The sequence below is a fragment of the Amycolatopsis sp. NPDC004747 genome, from assembly GCF_053601335.1.
Genome location: NZ_JBSGBQ010000026.1, coordinates 17620 through 31947 on the forward strand (window position 1 = coordinate 17620; position 14328 = coordinate 31947).

The 14328-nt window shown below is 70.7% G+C and carries 16 protein-coding genes; 10 read left to right on the forward strand and 6 right to left on the reverse strand.

The window, feature by feature from the left end; translation table 11 throughout:
• The first annotated feature begins 53 nt into the window (after positions 1-53).
• Positions 54-419, forward strand: coding sequence for a winged helix-turn-helix transcriptional regulator (locus ACWEGE_RS33740; RefSeq protein WP_449664516.1), 366 nt, complete (start codon positions 54-56; stop codon positions 417-419).
• On the opposite strand, the gene ACWEGE_RS33745 is transcribed toward ACWEGE_RS33740, so the two are convergent.
• Positions 385-1575, reverse strand: coding sequence for an FAD-dependent monooxygenase (locus ACWEGE_RS33745; RefSeq protein ID WP_449664517.1), 1191 nt, complete (start codon positions 1573-1575; stop codon positions 385-387). The genes ACWEGE_RS33740 and ACWEGE_RS33745 overlap by 35 nt on opposite strands.
• 73 nt (positions 1576-1648) lie before the next feature.
• Between ACWEGE_RS33745 and ACWEGE_RS33750 the strand changes: the two genes are divergently transcribed.
• Positions 1649-2221 (forward strand): TetR/AcrR family transcriptional regulator, encoded by a 573-nt coding sequence (locus ACWEGE_RS33750; RefSeq protein WP_449664518.1) that lies wholly within the window; start codon positions 1649-1651, stop codon positions 2219-2221.
• Here ACWEGE_RS33750 and ACWEGE_RS33755 read toward each other — a convergent pair.
• Positions 2218-2781 (reverse strand): flavodoxin family protein, encoded by a 564-nt coding sequence (locus tag ACWEGE_RS33755; protein WP_449664519.1) that lies wholly within the window; start codon positions 2779-2781, stop codon positions 2218-2220. The two genes, ACWEGE_RS33750 and ACWEGE_RS33755, sit on opposite strands and share 4 nt — an antisense overlap.
• Positions 2782-2859: 78 nt before the next feature.
• Here ACWEGE_RS33755 and ACWEGE_RS33760 point away from each other — a divergent pair, with 78 nt between their 5' ends.
• From ACWEGE_RS33760 to ACWEGE_RS33775, 4 genes are read left to right on the forward strand one after another with little or no spacing between them, the layout of a single operon-like run.
• A complete protein-coding gene (locus ACWEGE_RS33760; RefSeq protein ID WP_176173069.1) occupies positions 2860-3276 on the forward strand; it encodes a MarR family winged helix-turn-helix transcriptional regulator in 417 nt (138 codons plus the stop codon).
• Positions 3277-3307: 31 nt separating this feature from the next.
• Entirely contained in the window at positions 3308-4099 is a 792-nt protein-coding gene (locus ACWEGE_RS33765; RefSeq protein WP_449664520.1) for an SRPBCC domain-containing protein, read from the forward strand.
• 34 nt (positions 4100-4133) lie between these two features.
• The gene (locus ACWEGE_RS33770) at positions 4134-5240 is read left to right on the forward strand and encodes a sensor histidine kinase (RefSeq protein ID WP_449664521.1); all 1107 of its coding nucleotides are present in this window, start codon (positions 4134-4136) and stop codon (positions 5238-5240) included.
• A complete protein-coding gene (locus tag ACWEGE_RS33775; RefSeq protein ID WP_449664522.1) occupies positions 5237-5887 on the forward strand; it encodes a response regulator in 651 nt (216 codons plus the stop codon). The genes ACWEGE_RS33770 and ACWEGE_RS33775 overlap by 4 nt, the downstream gene beginning before the upstream one ends.
• Here ACWEGE_RS33775 and ACWEGE_RS33780 read toward each other — a convergent pair.
• Positions 5871-6653, reverse strand: a complete 783-nt coding sequence (locus ACWEGE_RS33780; protein ID WP_449664523.1) for a GNAT family N-acetyltransferase — start codon at positions 6651-6653, stop codon at positions 5871-5873. The two genes, ACWEGE_RS33775 and ACWEGE_RS33780, sit on opposite strands and share 17 nt — an antisense overlap.
• Before the next feature lie 55 nt (positions 6654-6708).
• Between ACWEGE_RS33780 and ACWEGE_RS33785 the strand changes: the two genes are divergently transcribed.
• Together ACWEGE_RS33785 and ACWEGE_RS33790 are read left to right on the forward strand one after the other, a co-directional pair.
• Positions 6709-8346: an acyl-CoA carboxylase subunit beta gene (locus ACWEGE_RS33785; RefSeq protein ID WP_449664524.1), complete on the forward strand. Its 1638-nt coding sequence runs from the start codon at positions 6709-6711 to the stop codon at positions 8344-8346.
• Entirely contained in the window at positions 8343-8567 is a 225-nt protein-coding gene (locus ACWEGE_RS33790) for an acyl-CoA carboxylase subunit epsilon (RefSeq protein WP_449664525.1), read from the forward strand. Before ACWEGE_RS33785 ends, ACWEGE_RS33790 begins: the two co-directional genes overlap by 4 nt.
• Here ACWEGE_RS33790 and ACWEGE_RS33795 read toward each other — a convergent pair.
• The gene (locus tag ACWEGE_RS33795) at positions 8558-9016 is read right to left on the reverse strand and encodes a MarR family winged helix-turn-helix transcriptional regulator (protein ID WP_449664526.1); all 459 of its coding nucleotides are present in this window, start codon (positions 9014-9016) and stop codon (positions 8558-8560) included. The two genes, ACWEGE_RS33790 and ACWEGE_RS33795, sit on opposite strands and share 10 nt — an antisense overlap.
• Positions 9017-9020: 4 nt before the next feature.
• Positions 9021-9911 (reverse strand): LLM class flavin-dependent oxidoreductase, encoded by an 891-nt coding sequence (locus ACWEGE_RS33800; RefSeq protein WP_449664527.1) that lies wholly within the window; start codon positions 9909-9911, stop codon positions 9021-9023.
• A gap of 187 nt (positions 9912-10098) precedes the next feature.
• On the opposite strand from ACWEGE_RS33800, the gene ACWEGE_RS33805 reads away from it, so the two are divergent.
• A complete protein-coding gene (locus ACWEGE_RS33805) occupies positions 10099-10725 on the forward strand; it encodes a PadR family transcriptional regulator (RefSeq protein ID WP_449664528.1) in 627 nt (208 codons plus the stop codon).
• A complete protein-coding gene (locus ACWEGE_RS33810) occupies positions 10706-12319 on the forward strand; it encodes a DHA2 family efflux MFS transporter permease subunit (protein ID WP_449664529.1) in 1614 nt (537 codons plus the stop codon). Before ACWEGE_RS33805 ends, ACWEGE_RS33810 begins: the two co-directional genes overlap by 20 nt.
• Positions 12320-12389: 70 nt before the next feature.
• On the opposite strand, the gene ACWEGE_RS33815 is transcribed toward ACWEGE_RS33810, so the two are convergent.
• The gene (locus ACWEGE_RS33815) at positions 12390-14234 is read right to left on the reverse strand and encodes a glycoside hydrolase family 3 protein (protein ID WP_449664530.1); all 1845 of its coding nucleotides are present in this window, start codon (positions 14232-14234) and stop codon (positions 12390-12392) included.
• Between the last annotated feature and the right edge of the window lie 94 nt (positions 14235-14328).

Below are 14328 nucleotides of genomic sequence, written 5' to 3' on the forward strand. Positions count from 1 at the left end.
TGGACAAGTACCGACTAATAAGTCGGGTACTCACCAAAAGGTAAGGATCCTGGATGCTGCCTCGAACGTACCGCTGCGGGCTGGACGCGGCCATCGACGTCATCGGCGGCCGGTGGAAGGCCCTGATCCTCTGGGCGCTGCACGCCGAGCCGCTGCGGTTCGGCGAGCTGAAGCGGAAGGTGGCGGGGATCAGCGAAAAGATGCTGATCCAGGCCCTGCGCGAGCTGGAGGCGGACGAGATCGTGCACCGCGAGGTGTTCCACGAGATCCCGCCGAAGGTCGAGTACTCGCTGACCGAGCTCGGTCAGCGGCTGAACACCGCGTTGCTGCCGCTGGGCGACTGGGGCGAGGAGAACATGGCCGACATCGCGAACCGCCGCGGCGTCACGCCGGCGCCACCGCATACGGCTTCAGCGTGATCGCGTTGCCCGCCTTGAGCGGCAGCTCCTCGATCAGCTTGCGCCACGGCAGGTACGGCAGCAGCCGGTAGTTCAGGTTGCGGAACCGCAGCCACCCGCGCGTCGGCGGGACGAACCACTTCCCGTTGCCCTCGGCCAGTTTCTGGCACGCGTCGACGAACCCGCGCATCTCGCGGGTGTAGGCGTCGAACGCCGTCGCGTGGTCGCCGCCGGCCGCCGCGAGCTCGCCCGCGAGCACGTACGCGCCGACGATCGCGAGGCTGGTGCCCATCCCCGAGAGCGGCGCGGCGCAGTACGCGGCGTCGCCGACCAGCGCGACGCGCCCGTGTGCGTACGAGTCCAGCTTGATCTGGCTCGCCGAGTCGAAGTAGAAGTCCGGCGCTTCCCGCATCGCCTTCAGCAGCGTCGAGGTCTCCCAGCCGGTGTCACGGAACCGCTCCTCGACGATCCGGCGTTGCTGCGCGACGTCGCGGTGGTCGTAATCCAGCCGGTCGGAACCGAACCAGAACAGCGCCTTGGCCTCGGTGTTGCCTTTCGCGCTGTAAACCCCGACGGTCCGGTTGGGCTCGTTGTAGAACCGGCCGGCGTGGTCGAGCCCGAGGTGGTTCGGCACGGTGAAGATCGAGACGTGGTAGCCGAGGTCGTGGCGGAACCGGTCCTCGTCGCCGAAGACCAGCGACCGCACGTTCGAGTGCAGCCCGTCCGCGCCGACGACCAGGTCGAACTCGCGCGGCTCGCCGTGGGCGAAGGTGACCGTGACGCCGTCGCCGTGCTCGGTGATGCCGGTGATCGAGTCGCCGAAGACATACTCGACGCCGTCGCGCGTCGCGTCGTACAGGATGCGCGCGAGGTCGCCGCGCAGGATCTCGAGCTCGCCGCTCTGGTAGGTCGACGGCGTGACGACCAGCGGCCGGTTCACACTGTCCACATAGGTCACATCGCCCATCCGGGTGGCGGCCGCTTCGACCGCGCCCAGCAGGCCCATCCGGTCGAGGACCCGCAGTGACGCGCCGCGGAAGTCGACCGCGTAGCCGCCGTCGCGCAGCTCGGGGGCGCGCTCGACGACCGTCGGGGTGAAGCCGTGGCGGCGGAGCCAGAAGGCGAGGGCGGGGCCGGCGACGCTCGCGCCGGAGATGAGGACTCGGTTGTTCGGCATGCCGGGAACGGTAACCCCGATTTGGGCGATCGCGCAAGGCGTTTGCCTAAGACGTTCGTGCTAGGCTCCCGCCATGGGTAACAAGGAGTCACTGCTGGCCGGCGCGAAGCGCTGCCTGTACGAGAAGGGCTACGCCCGCACGACGGTGCGAGACCTGGCGTCGGCGGCGAACGTGAGCATGGCGGCCATCGGCTACCACTTCGGTTCGCGCGAATCACTCCTCAACGCCGCGCTGATCGAGGCGAACGAGGAGTGGGGCGAGACGCTGGCGAAGACGCTGCAGGTGGAGACCCCGCCGGACGCGGCACCGGCCGAGCGGTTCGGGCTGATCTGGCAGCGGGTGATCGAGTCGTTCGCCGAGCACCGCCGGATGTGGGCGGTGAGCTTCGAGGCCTGCTCGCAGCCGGACCTCGACGAGCACGTCCGCGCCCAGCTGGCGAACGCGGTCGAGCAGGCCCGCCACGGCCTGGCGAACCTCTTCCAAGGCCTCGACGACGGGAGCGCCGAGGCCCGGGCCGCCGGCACGGTCCACCAGGCCCTGCTTTCGGGCGTGATGCTCCAGTGGCTGATCGACCCGGGCCAGGCCCCCTCGGGCGCCGACCTGGTGCACGGCCTCCGCCTGATCGCGAAGGACGTGCTGACCTAGGCGGTGACCAGGTCCGCGCCGGCGAAGAACGTCGGCGCGGCCGACACCGCGTCGGCGTCCAGCAGCACGTCACCCGGACGACTGCCGTTGCCGAGCAGCACCCCGCCCCAGTTCATGCTCAGGTACTCGGCGCACAGCTCCAGCGTGCCGATCAGCGGCTGGGCCTCGCGCGCGGTCTCGCTCAAAACACTCACGCCCCACAGCGTCTTGCCGCGCATCCGCGGCTTGAACTCCACCGGCAGCCGCATCCAGCCCGACCAGTAGTCGAGGTAGAGCTTCACGCTCGCCGCCACCGAGTACCAGTACACCGGCGACACGATCACGATGTCCGTCGCCGCGAACGTCGCGTCCATCAGCAACTGCTCGTTCTCGCCCGGGGCCGGGTGCTCGCCGGCGCCGTGGCGGCGGTCCTCGAACGGCGGCAGCGGCACTTCCGGCAGCCGGATCCACCGCTGTTCGACGTCCTTGGGCAGCTCCTTGGCCGCCAGCCGGGCCAGCATTTCCGTGTTGCCCCCGGCCCGTGCGGCGCCCACCAGGAACAGGAAGCTGCGATCGCTCATGTCCACCCTCTCGATGTACTTGCATGTACATATAAATACTGTCCCTGGACTATCCTGGCGTCAAGAGGAGGCCGGAAGATGACCGTCGACGAACAGGCCTGGGGCCGCGTGCTCGTGCTGCACGCCCGGATCGAGCAGGAACTCGCCAAAGCCCTGCAGCGCCGCCACGGGCTCGGGCTGTCGGAGTACCGCGCGCTCGGCAAGCTCGTCGCGGACCCCCGTGGCGAGCTGCGGATGCAGGAGCTCGCCGACGCGATCGGCCTCAACCAGAGCTCGGTCAGCCGGATGTGCGCCCGCCTCGAAGACGCCGGCCTGACCATCCGCGACCTCTGCGAAGACGACCGCCGCGGCGTCTACTCGGTGATCACCGACGCCGGCCGCAAGCGCTACGCCGAGACCGAGCCGACGTACAACGCCGTGCTCCGGACCGCGCTCGACAAGGCCGCGAGCGACCCGGAGCTCGCCACCGCAGTCTCCGCCGTCCGCGGCGCTTGACCCTTATATGCCTCGATGGTTATATGCACGCATGGCCGCGAAGCTGCTGACCGACGAAGAACGTCCCGCCCTCCGGCTGGAACGCCGGCTGAAGCACGCGCCGGAGAAGGTCTGGCGGGCCATCACGGACCCGGCGGAACTCGAGCACTGGTTCCCGGCGAAGGTCGACGTCGAACTGCGGGCCGGTGGCGCGATCCGGTTCACCTTCCCCGGCGAGGACTCCGCGACGACCGGGCAGGTCGTCACCGCCGACCCGCCGCGTGAGTTCACCTTCGTCTGGAACGACGACACCCTGCGCTGGCTGATCTCTCCCGACGGCGAAGGCAGCCTCCTGGAGTTCACCCACACCTTCGGCCGCGGCGACCCGGCCATCGCGAAGCTCGCCGGAGCCCGGACCGCGGCCGGCTGGGACGTCTGCCTCGACGCGCTCGCCGCGCGACTGGCCGGACGGGCCTTCGAGCACCCGCGGGAGTGGCACGGGCGGATGGCGTCCTATGTGGACGAATTCGGCCTCGACGATGGCGAAATCCTCGGCGACGGCACGATCCGCTTCCGCCGCGACCTCGGCTGGAAACCCGAGGCGGAGCTCCGGCCACTGCTGCCGGACGAACCCGGTTGGGAGCTGGTCCACGACCCGCTCGAGGGCACCCGCGTCGAGTTCACCGAGCCGGCCGGCGACGACGTCCCGGCGCAGCTGGCCCACCGGCACGAGCAGCTGGACCGGCTGTTCGCCGCCACACACGGCGTCGACCTGCCGGAGTGGCCGCCGGAGCGCGTGGCCGCCGTGCGGAAGCACTACGCGGAGCATCCGACCCAAGGTTGACGCGCGGGCCGGAGGTCCGCATTACGGTCGGTTCATGCGCATTCGCGTCGTCCTGGACGTCTTGGCCGTCCTGGTGCTGACCCTGGGGGCCGGCGGCAACCTCGCCGCCGGCGCGTGGGCGCTGCCGCCGTGGCTGCCCGCCTGGCTGGGCTGGACCATTCTCGCGCTGAGCGTGACGCCGATCGTGCTCCGGCGCTGGTGGCCGCGGCCCGCCTACATCCTGTCGCTGGTGCTGACCGCGGCGGCGGTGCCGATCGGCGGGCCGGTGCTGGCGATCGCCGTCGTGGCGGCGGGCTGCGCGCTGTACAGCTTCGTGGTGGCGGGCGGCAGCCGGGCGACCCGGGTCGGCTTCGCGGCCGGGCTGCTCGGCGTCGGCGTGCTCGGCGTCGCGGTGCCGAACCCGAGCACGGCGACCACGGTGAACTTCGCCGCGTCGGCGCTGATCGTCGGGTTCGCGCTCGGCACCGCCGTCCACGGCCGCCGCGAGCACGCCGCGATCGAGCGGGAAGCCCATGCGCAGCAAGCGGTTTCGGCGGAACGGCTGCGGATCGCGCGGGAGATGCACGACGTCGTCGCGCACAGCATGAGCCTGATCGCGGTGAAGGCGGCGGTCGGCAACCACGTCGCCCTGGAACAGCCCGACCAGGCCCGCGACGCGCTGCGCGTCATCGAAGACACCAGCCGCGAGACGCTGGCCGAACTGCGGCGCATGCTCGGCGTGCTCCGCGACGGCACGGGTGTCCCGGCACTGGCGCCGGCCCCGTCGCTCGACGACCTGCGCGCGCTCGCCGAACGCGCGCAGCAGGCGGGTCCGGCTGTCGACCTGCGCGTCGACGGCCTCACCGAACTGCCGAGCGGCGTCGGCCAGTCGGTGTACCGGATCGTCCAGGAAGCCTTGACCAACGTGGTCAAGCACGCGAGCGCAACGCAGTGCCGGATCCGCGTGACGGGCGGCGACGGCGACGTGACCATCGAAGTGCTCGACAACGGCCGCGGCGGCTCCGCGACCCCGGGCCACGGCCTGATCGGGATGCGCGAACGGGTCGCGGTCTACGACGGCGAGTTCTCCGCGGAACCGGCCGAAACCGGCTTCCGCGTATACGCGCGTTTGCCGTACGAAGAACCGGTGGCGGCCCGGTGACCCGCGTCCTGATCGCCGACGACCAGGCGCTGCTGCGCGGAAGCTTCCGGGTGCTGGTGGACAGCGCACCGGGCCTCGAGGTCGTCGCGGAAGCCTCCGACGGCGCCGAAGCCGTGGCCTTGACGCGCGTGGAACGGCCGGATGTGGTGCTCATGGACGTCCGGATGCCGGAGATGGACGGCATCGAGGCCACCCGCCGCATCTGCGCGGAGACCGACGTCCGGGTGCTGATGCTGACGACGTTCGACCTGGACGAGTACGTGTATTCGGCGTTGCGCGCGGGAGCGAGCGGCTTCCTGCTGAAGGACACCCGCCCGGCGGATCTCCTGGCGGCGATCGAAGTCGTGGCTTCGGGCGACGCACTGCTGGCCCCCTCGGTGACAAGGCGCCTGGTGGCGGAGTTCGCACGGCTGCCGTCCGGGCCGGTGACCCGCTTGGACGGCGTGACGGCCCGCGAGCAGGAGGTGCTGACGCTGATCGCGCGGGGGTTGTCGAACGACGAGATCGCGGCCCGCCTGCACGTGGGGATAGCGACGGTGAAGACCCACATCGGCAGGCTCCTGCACAAACTGGCGGCCCGCGACCGGGCCCAGCTGGTGATCGCGGCCTACGAGTCGGGACTGGTCCGGCCTACACCGCCCGCGTGAACGGCGCGAAGCGGCGGCTGGGATCGCCAGGGAGCGCGCGGCCGCCGAAGACCAGGCGCGGTGCAGGTGCTGTGGGGGCCAGGCCGCGCTCGCGGACCCACGCGGTCAGGGCCGGAAACCGGAAGTCCGGATCCACGCGCACCTCGCCGCGCACCGACCGCGCCACCCCGCGGATCAGCGTCTTCGCCTGCTCCTCCGTCTCCGCGACGACCGGGCCGATCACCGTCACGTGGCCGACGTCCGTCCCGAACGCGAAGCCGCCGTCGACCACGAAGGGCGTCCCCAGCCGCTTCAGCAGGGGCCGCCGGTCGACGCCGTGGGCCGCGAGATCCAGCGCGAACACGTCGGACAGCGACGCGGGAGAAGCGCCGGGCCCGCCGTCGTCGGCGAAGGCGCCGACGTGGCCCTGGCAGCCACCGTCGGCCACGAACCCCATCGACTCGTACAGCGGCAGGCCGAACTTCGAAGCGTGGAGCCAGACCACCCGGTCGCCCGCCGCGGCGAGCGCGTGCGCGGTGATCGCGCGGCCCAGGCCCTGCCGCTCGTAGCGGCGCGCGACCAGCACCATCGAGATCGACGCCACCGCGTCGAACGCCACCAGCACGCAGGAAGCGGCCAGGCCGTCGCCGTCCGGAGCGTCGATCCCGAACACCGTCCCGGCCTCGTGCAGCAGCGCCCACTTCGGGGGTTCGCGCGGCCACGAGCGCGACTCGGCCAGGTCGGAGCAGGCGGGCAGGTCGCCGGCCGGCAGGGTGCGGATCTCCATGGACGTTGCCTACGCCACACGCCAAGTGACCGGCAAGTAGCTAAGCTCCCGTGGCATGAGCAGTGCGACGGAGCCGCTCGGGACGCCGCCCGAGGATGAACCGGACATCCACACCACGGCCGGCAAGCTGGCCGACCTGTACCGCCGTTACGACGAAGCGGTGCACGCCGGCTCGGCCCGGGCGGTGGAAAAGCAGCACGCCAAGGGCAAGAAAACCGCCCGCGAACGGATCGAGCTCCTCCTCGACGAGAACTCCTTCGTCGAGCTCGACGAGCTGGCCCGGCACCGCTCGACCAACTTCGGCCAGGAGAAGAACCGGCCGTACGGCGACGGCGTCGTCACCGGGTACGGGACCGTCGACGGCCGGCCGGTCTGCGTGTTCAGCCAGGACGTCACCGTCTTCGGCGGCAGCCTCGGCGAGGTCTACGGCGAGAAGATCGTCAAGGTGATGGACCTGGCGATCAAGACCGGCCGCCCGATCATCGGCATCAACGAAGGCGGCGGCGCGCGCATCCAGGAGGGCGTCGTCTCGCTCGGCCTGTACGGCGAGATCTTCCGCCGCAACGTGCAGGCTTCCGGCGTCATCCCCCAGATCTCGCTGATCATGGGCGCGAACGCCGGCGGCCACGTCTACTCCCCCGCGCTGACCGACTTCGTCGTGATGGTCGACGAGACCTCGCAGATGTTCATCACCGGCCCGGACGTCGTCAAGACGGTCACCGGCGAGGACGTCACCTTCGAGGAGCTCGGCGGCGGCCGCACCCACAACACGAAGTCCGGCGTCGCGCACTACCTGGGCTCCGACGACGAGGACGCCATCGCCTACGTCAAGGAACTGCTCTCCTACCTGCCGCAGAACAACCTGTCCGACGCACCGGTGTTCGACCCGGCGGACAACCCGGCCGGGTTCTTCGAAGACGTCACCGACGCCGACCGCGAGCTCGACACGATCATCCCGGACTCGCCGAACACCCCGTACGACATGCACGAAGTCATCAACCGGGTGGTCGACGACGGCGACTTCCTCGAGGTCCACGAGCTGTTCGCGCCGAACATCATCGTCGGCTTCGGCCGCGTCGACGGCCACAGCGTCGGCGTGGTGGCCAACCAGCCGACCCAGTTCGCCGGCTGCCTCGACATCGACGCGTCCGAGAAGGCCGCGCGGTTCGTCCGCACCTGCGACGCGTTCAACATCCCGGTGCTCACCTTCGTCGACGTCCCGGGCTTCCTCCCGGGCACCGACCAGGAGTGGAACGGCATCATCCGCCGCGGCGCGAAGCTGATCTACGCCTACGCGGAGGCCACGGTCCCGCTGGTCACGGTCATCACGCGCAAGGCGTACGGCGGCGCGTACGACGTCATGGGCTCGAAGCACCTCGGCGCCGACATCAACCTGGCCTGGCCGACGGCCCAGGTCGCGGTGATGGGCGCCCAGGGCGCGGCGAACATCGTCCACCGCAAGACCCTGGCCAACGCGGCGAACGAAGGCCGCGACGTCGACGCCCTCCGCGCCGAGCTGATCCAGGAGTACGAGGACACGCTGCTGAACCCGTACGCGGCGGCCGAGCGCGGGTACGTCGACTCGGTGATCGCGCCGGCGCACACCCGCGGGCACGTCGCCCGGGCGCTTTCGCTGCTGCGGAACAAGCGCGAGTCGCTGCCGCCCAAGAAGCACGGGAACATCCCGCTGTGAGCGAGTCCGAAACGCGCCCCTTGCTGCGAGTGGTCCGCGGGAACCCGAGCGACGCCGAGCTGGCGGCGCTGACGGCGGTCGTCGCCGCGGCGTCGGCGGCGAAGGCGCCTGAGAAGCCGAAGCCGCGTACGTCGTGGTGGGGCGATCACGCTGCTTCGCTGCGTCGGCCGCTTCACCCCGGCGAAGGCGCTTGGCGCGCTTCGGGGCTGCCTCAGGGCTGAAGGGCGTCCAGGAAGACCGTCGGGGCTTCGTTGTCCCGGACGATCGTGCCCAGCAGTGCCGCGAGCCGGTCGCGGTCCGGGGTGCTCAGGCCCGCGGCCAGCTCGTCGACCCGGCGGCACGTCGCCGCGTAGAAGTCTTCGGCGAGCTCGTGGCCTTCGGCGGTCAAGAGGACGTGGACGGCCCGGCGGTCGTCCGGGTCGGGCTCGCGGCGGACGAGCCCGCGCCGGACCGCGCGGTCGACCAGGCCGGTGAGGCTCGACTTCTCGAGGCCGAGCGTCGCGCCCAGATCGCCCATGCCGTACGGGCGGCCCATCAGCACGCACAGCAGCTGGCCCTGCTGCACGGTGAGCCCGTACTCGCGGGCGGACTCGGCGTAGACGGCGTTCACCAGGAACGACGCCCGCACGAGCCCGGCCACCACGCCCAGGTCCGCCCCGCTTTTCCCCATCCGGTCAGCCTACGGCTTCCCGCACCGCGGGCACGATCTCCTCGGCCCACCGGGCGGCGGCGGCCGCGTCGGGCGTGCTGCCGCCGGGCCCGAAGAGCACGAACCCCGCGGCGCCGTGCTCCAGCACCGCGCCGGTCAGCTCCTCGACCCACTGGGCGGGCGAGCCGCCGATCCAGCGTCCGTCGCCGTCACGGGTGCGGGCGAGCGGCTCCGCCGTGATGCGGCCGGGGAAGTTGTAGACGGTGGCGATGCCGGCGGGGTCCCGCCCGGCGTCGACGGCGGCCTTATCGATGAGCGGACGCGAGGTCCGGTACCGCTCGCTGAGCCAGTCGGCGGCGTGCCCGGGCATCCACCCGTCGGCCACCCGCCCGGTGACGGCCAGCGACTTCGGCCCGACGGACCCGGTCCACACCGGCGGCATCTCTTCTTCGGCGGGCACGAGGTCGGTGACCCGGTGGAACTCGCCGTCGAAGGTGACCGGTCCACCGCCCCCGCCGAGCATCTTGACCAGCCGGATGCCCTCTTCGAAGGCCCGCACGGCCTGCCCGGGGGTGAGTTTGGGGAAGCCGAGCCGCGCGATGTCGTCCCACAGCCCGCCGACGCCCATGCCGAGCACGATCCGGCCGCCGGTCAGCGCGGACAGGCTCGTGATGGTGCGCGCGAGCACCGCCGCGGGCCGGGTCGGCAGGTTGGTGACGCTGACCAGGCCGGAGATGCGTTCGGTTCGCCCGAGCAGGACGCCGATTTCGGCGTACGCGTCGAGCCGGTCGGCGTGGTACGGGTGATCGGAAACGGTGATCAGGTCGAGGCCACCCCGGTCGGCCTGGACGGCCAGTTCGAGGGTGCCGGGGACGGCGGTGACCGCGGTGGACACGCCGATGCCGAAGTACGTCATGATTCCTCCCAGTTAGTTCGCACCACGAACATAACACAGGTGGTTCTTGATGCGAACTACTTGATTTCCCGAGTCGCCGAGCGATGCTTTCTCGCCGTGTACGGACGGTCACAGGATTGGCCGTGGACCGTCCGCTACCCCAGCCCGTATAGTCCACGTGGAATAACCGACCGGGAGGGATCGAACCATGGCCTCGGCCAAGCTGACGCCACTCGGCCTCGCCGTGCTGGAGCTGCTCCACGAGAAGCCCATGCACCCTTACGAGATGGCCGCGCTCATGCGCGAGCGGTACGTCGACGTCCGGGTCAACGTGAAGGCCGGTTCGCTCTACCACACCGTGGAACGGCTGCACCGCGGCGGTTTCATCGAGGTCGTCGACACGCAGCGCGACGGCAGGCGGCCCGAACGGACCGTCTACGGCATGACGCAGACCGGGCTCGACGAGTTCAACCGGCGTGGCCGCGAACTGCTGGGGGACGTCGCCACCGAGTTCCCCGCCTACCTGTCCGGCCTCGCCGTGATCGACGAACTGGGGCGCGAAACGACGTTGAACGAGCTCGAAACCCGGATCATGCGGCTGCGCGCCGCGGTGGCCTCCGACCGGACCGTGCTGCAGCGGCTCACCGAGGACAAGACGCCGGAGATCTACTGGCTCGACTGGCGCTACAGCTGCGACCACCGGCAGTTCGAACTCGAGTGGACCGAACGCCTCGCCGAGGACCTGCGTTCCGGGCGGATCCCGTTCCAGGAACACCAACCACCCAAGCTCACGCTCATCACCAGGGAAGACGACGATGAACGCAAGACAAGCTAACCCGTGGGCCGCGCTGGGCGCGCTGTGCCTCGGCTTCTTCATGATCCTGCTCGACACGACGATCGTGTCGATCGCGATCCCGACCATGCTGCGCGAGCTGGGCGCCGGGCTGAACTCGATCGTCTGGGTGATCAGCGTCTACCTGCTCACCTACGCCGTGCCGATGCTGTTCACCAGCCGGCTCGGTGACCGCTTCGGCCCGAAGCGCGTGTTCCTCGCCGGGCTCGTGGTGTTCACCGGCGCGTCGCTGTGGTGCGGCCTGTCCGGCAACGCCGAGATGCTCATCGCCGCGCGGGCCGTGCAGGGGCTCGGCGCCGCGCTGATGACGCCGCAGACGCTGGCCTTCATCACGCACCTGTTCCCGCCGGCCAAGCGCGGCCCGGCGATGGGCATGTGGGGCGGGGTCGCCGGGCTGGCGACGATCGCCGGTCCGCTGCTCGGCGGCGTACTGGTCGACCACTTCGGCTGGGAGTGGATCTTCTACGTCAACGTGCCGATCGGCGTGATCGCCGTCGTGCTCACCCTGCTGCTGGTGCCGGACTGGCAGCCGAAGCACGCGCACTCGTTCGACCTGCTGGGCATCCTGCTTTCGAGCGCGGCGCTGCTGTGCATCGTGTTCGGCGTCCAGAACGGCCAGCAGTACGACTGGGGCACGGTCTTCGGCGGCGTCACGGTGTTCGAGATCATCGGCGCCGGCGTGGTGCTGATGATCGCCTTCCTGGTGTGGCAGCGCTTCAACAAGCGCGAGCCGCTGCTGCCGCTGCAGGTGTTCTCCAACCGGAACTTCTCGGCCGGGACGCTCACCGCGACCACCGTCGGCTTCGCGATGACCGGCATGTTCCTGCCGCTGGTCATCTACATCCAGTCGGTGCTCGGGCTGAGCCCGACCATGGGCGGCCTGCTCACCGCGCCGATGTCGCTGCTGTCCGGCATCATCGCGCCGTTCGTCGGGCGCGCGTCGGACAAGGTGAACGGCAAGTACCTGGTGATGTTCGGCCTGGCGGCGCTCGCGGCCGGGCTGGGGATCATCGCGCTGCAGGCGCGCCCGGACAGCAACGCGTGGGCGTTCGTCCCGGCCCTGCTGGTGTGCGGGCTCGGCATCGGCTGCATCTTCTCGCCGATGAGCAACCTGACGATGGGGTCGGTCGAGCCGCGGCTGGCCGGGACCGCGTCCGGCATCTTCAACACCGCGCGCCAGGTCGGCGGCGTGCTCGGCAGCGCGGCGATCGGCGTGCTGCTGCAGGCGCGGATCAGCGCGTCCATCGCGGACGAGGCCACGAAGGCGGCGGCGCAGCTGCCGGCGCAGTACCGGGCGCCGTTCGCCGAGGGGATCGCGCACGCGGCGGCGAGCACCGGGGAGTTCGGCTCGGCAGGCGGCCCGTCGCCGATACCGGGGCTGCCCGCGGAGATCGCCGCGCAGGCGGGGAAGCTGGCCACCGAAGCGGTCCACAACGGACTGACCGACGCCGCCCGGGTGACGATGCTGCTGCCGATGGGCGTGCTCCTGCTCGGCGTTCTTTCCGCCGCGGTGCTGCAGCGGGTCAAGCCGCGCTGGGAAACCCCGGCCCCGGCGCCCGAGGCGGCCGCGGCCTGAAATCGCGCAGACCCCCGTTCCGGTGTCGGGTACCGGAGCGGGGGCCTGCACGGACCGCGGGAGCGGTGGCTCAGCGGTTGTACGACAGGCCGAACCCGTACGGGAACAGGCCCTGCTTGCCGTCACCGGTGTTGACCGGTTCCTGGGAAGAGCTCGCCGGCCAGGTGAAGCTCAGCTTCCCGGTCGGGTTGTAGTCGCCGTACAGCACATCCGCGACACCGGCGCCTTCCGCGCCCGGCAGCCAGGCCGCCACCAGCGCCTTGGCCGACGGCAGCTGCGCCGCGATGTCCAGCGGCCGCCCGGAAACCGTCACCACGACCAGCGGCACGCCCGAGGCCTTCAGCTTGCCGATGAGGGCGACGTCTTCGGCGTCGAGGCCGAGTCCGTTCGGCCGGTCGCCCTGCCCTTCGGCGTACGGCGTTTCGCCCACCACGGCGACCGCGGCCTTGTAGCTGGAGTCGATTCCGCCACCCGCACGGTCATAGGTCACCACTGTGCCTTTCCCGGCACCGGCCTTGATGCCGTCGAGGACCGTCGTGCCCGGGATCACCCGCTCGCCGCTCTGGCCCTGCCAGGTCAGCGTCCAGCCGCCGGCCTGGTTGCCCAGGTTGTTCGCGTTCTTCCCGGCCACGAAGATCTTGTTGTTGTCCTTGGCCAACGGCAGCACGCCCTCGTTCTTGAGCAGCACCTGCGACTCGCGCACCGCCTGCCGCGCCACGGCGTGGTGCGCCGCGCTGCCGAAGTCCTGCTGCAGCGAGCGGTCGGTGTACGGGTGCTCGAACAGGCCCAGCTCGAACTTCTTGGTGAGGATCCGGCGGTTGGCGTCGTCGATGCGGGACATCGGGACGTGCCCGTTGCCGACCTCCGCCTTCAGCGTGCTGATGAACTTCAGGTAGTCGTTGGGGACCATGACCATGTCGATCCCGGCGTTGACGGCCTGGCTGACCTCGGCCGCGGTGAAGCCGGAGCGGCCGTCGATCTGGTCGATGCCGTTCCAGTCGGAGACCACGAACCCGGAGAAGCCCAGCTCCGTCTTGAGCAGGTCGGTGATCAGGAACTTGTTGCCGTGGTCCTTGACGCCGTTCCAGCTGTTGTAGCTGATCATCACCGAGCCGACGCCGTGGGCGATCGCGGCCTGGAACGGCGGTAGGTGGATGCGCCGCAGCTCGTCGAGGCCGATCTGGGTGTTGCCCTGGTCGACGCCGCCGGTGGTGCCGCCGTCGCCGATGAAGTGCTTGGCCGTGGCCATGATCGACGTCGTGTCGCCCAGCGAGGCACCCTGCAGGCCCTCGATGACCACGGAGTTCGCGACGGCGTTGGCGGGGACTTCGCCGAAGGACTCGTACGTGCGGCCCCAGCGGTCGTCGCGCGCGACGCACAGGCAGGGCGCGAAGCCCCACTTGACGCCGGTGGCGGCGGACTCCCGCGCGGTGATCGCGCCGATCTGCTCGGCCAGCTGCGGGTCGTTGGCCGCGCCGAGGCCGATGTTGTGCGGGAAGATCGTGGCGCCGGAGACGTTGTTGTGGCCGTGCACGGTGTCCGAGCCGTAGACGATCGGGATGCCGAGGCCGGTCGAGGTCGCCGCCCGCTGGTAGGCGTCGACCATGTCCGCCCACCCCTGCGGGGTGTTCGGCGCCGGCGTCGAACCGCCGCCGGAGAGGATGGAGCCGAGCCGGGCGGCCGCGGACTGGGCGGGGGTCGCGGCCCCGCGCTCGCCCTGGGTCATCTGCCCGACCTTGTCGTCGAGCGTCATCCGCGCCATCAGGTCCGTGACGCGGTCGGCCACCGAGGCGCGCGGGCTCCGGTACAGCGGTGTGACGGCGGCGGACGCCATCGGGACGAGGGCCGTGCCCGCGACGAGGAGGCCGGCCAAAGCGGTGGTTCGCAATGATCTCGTGGTGCGGAGGAGCGGCATCGGTCTCTCCGTGACAGTCCGTCGATCCATAAGTTGCGAGCCAAAACAAATTAGCTCTCCCGTGGCGTGACGCCGGTCACAATTCGGTCACGAC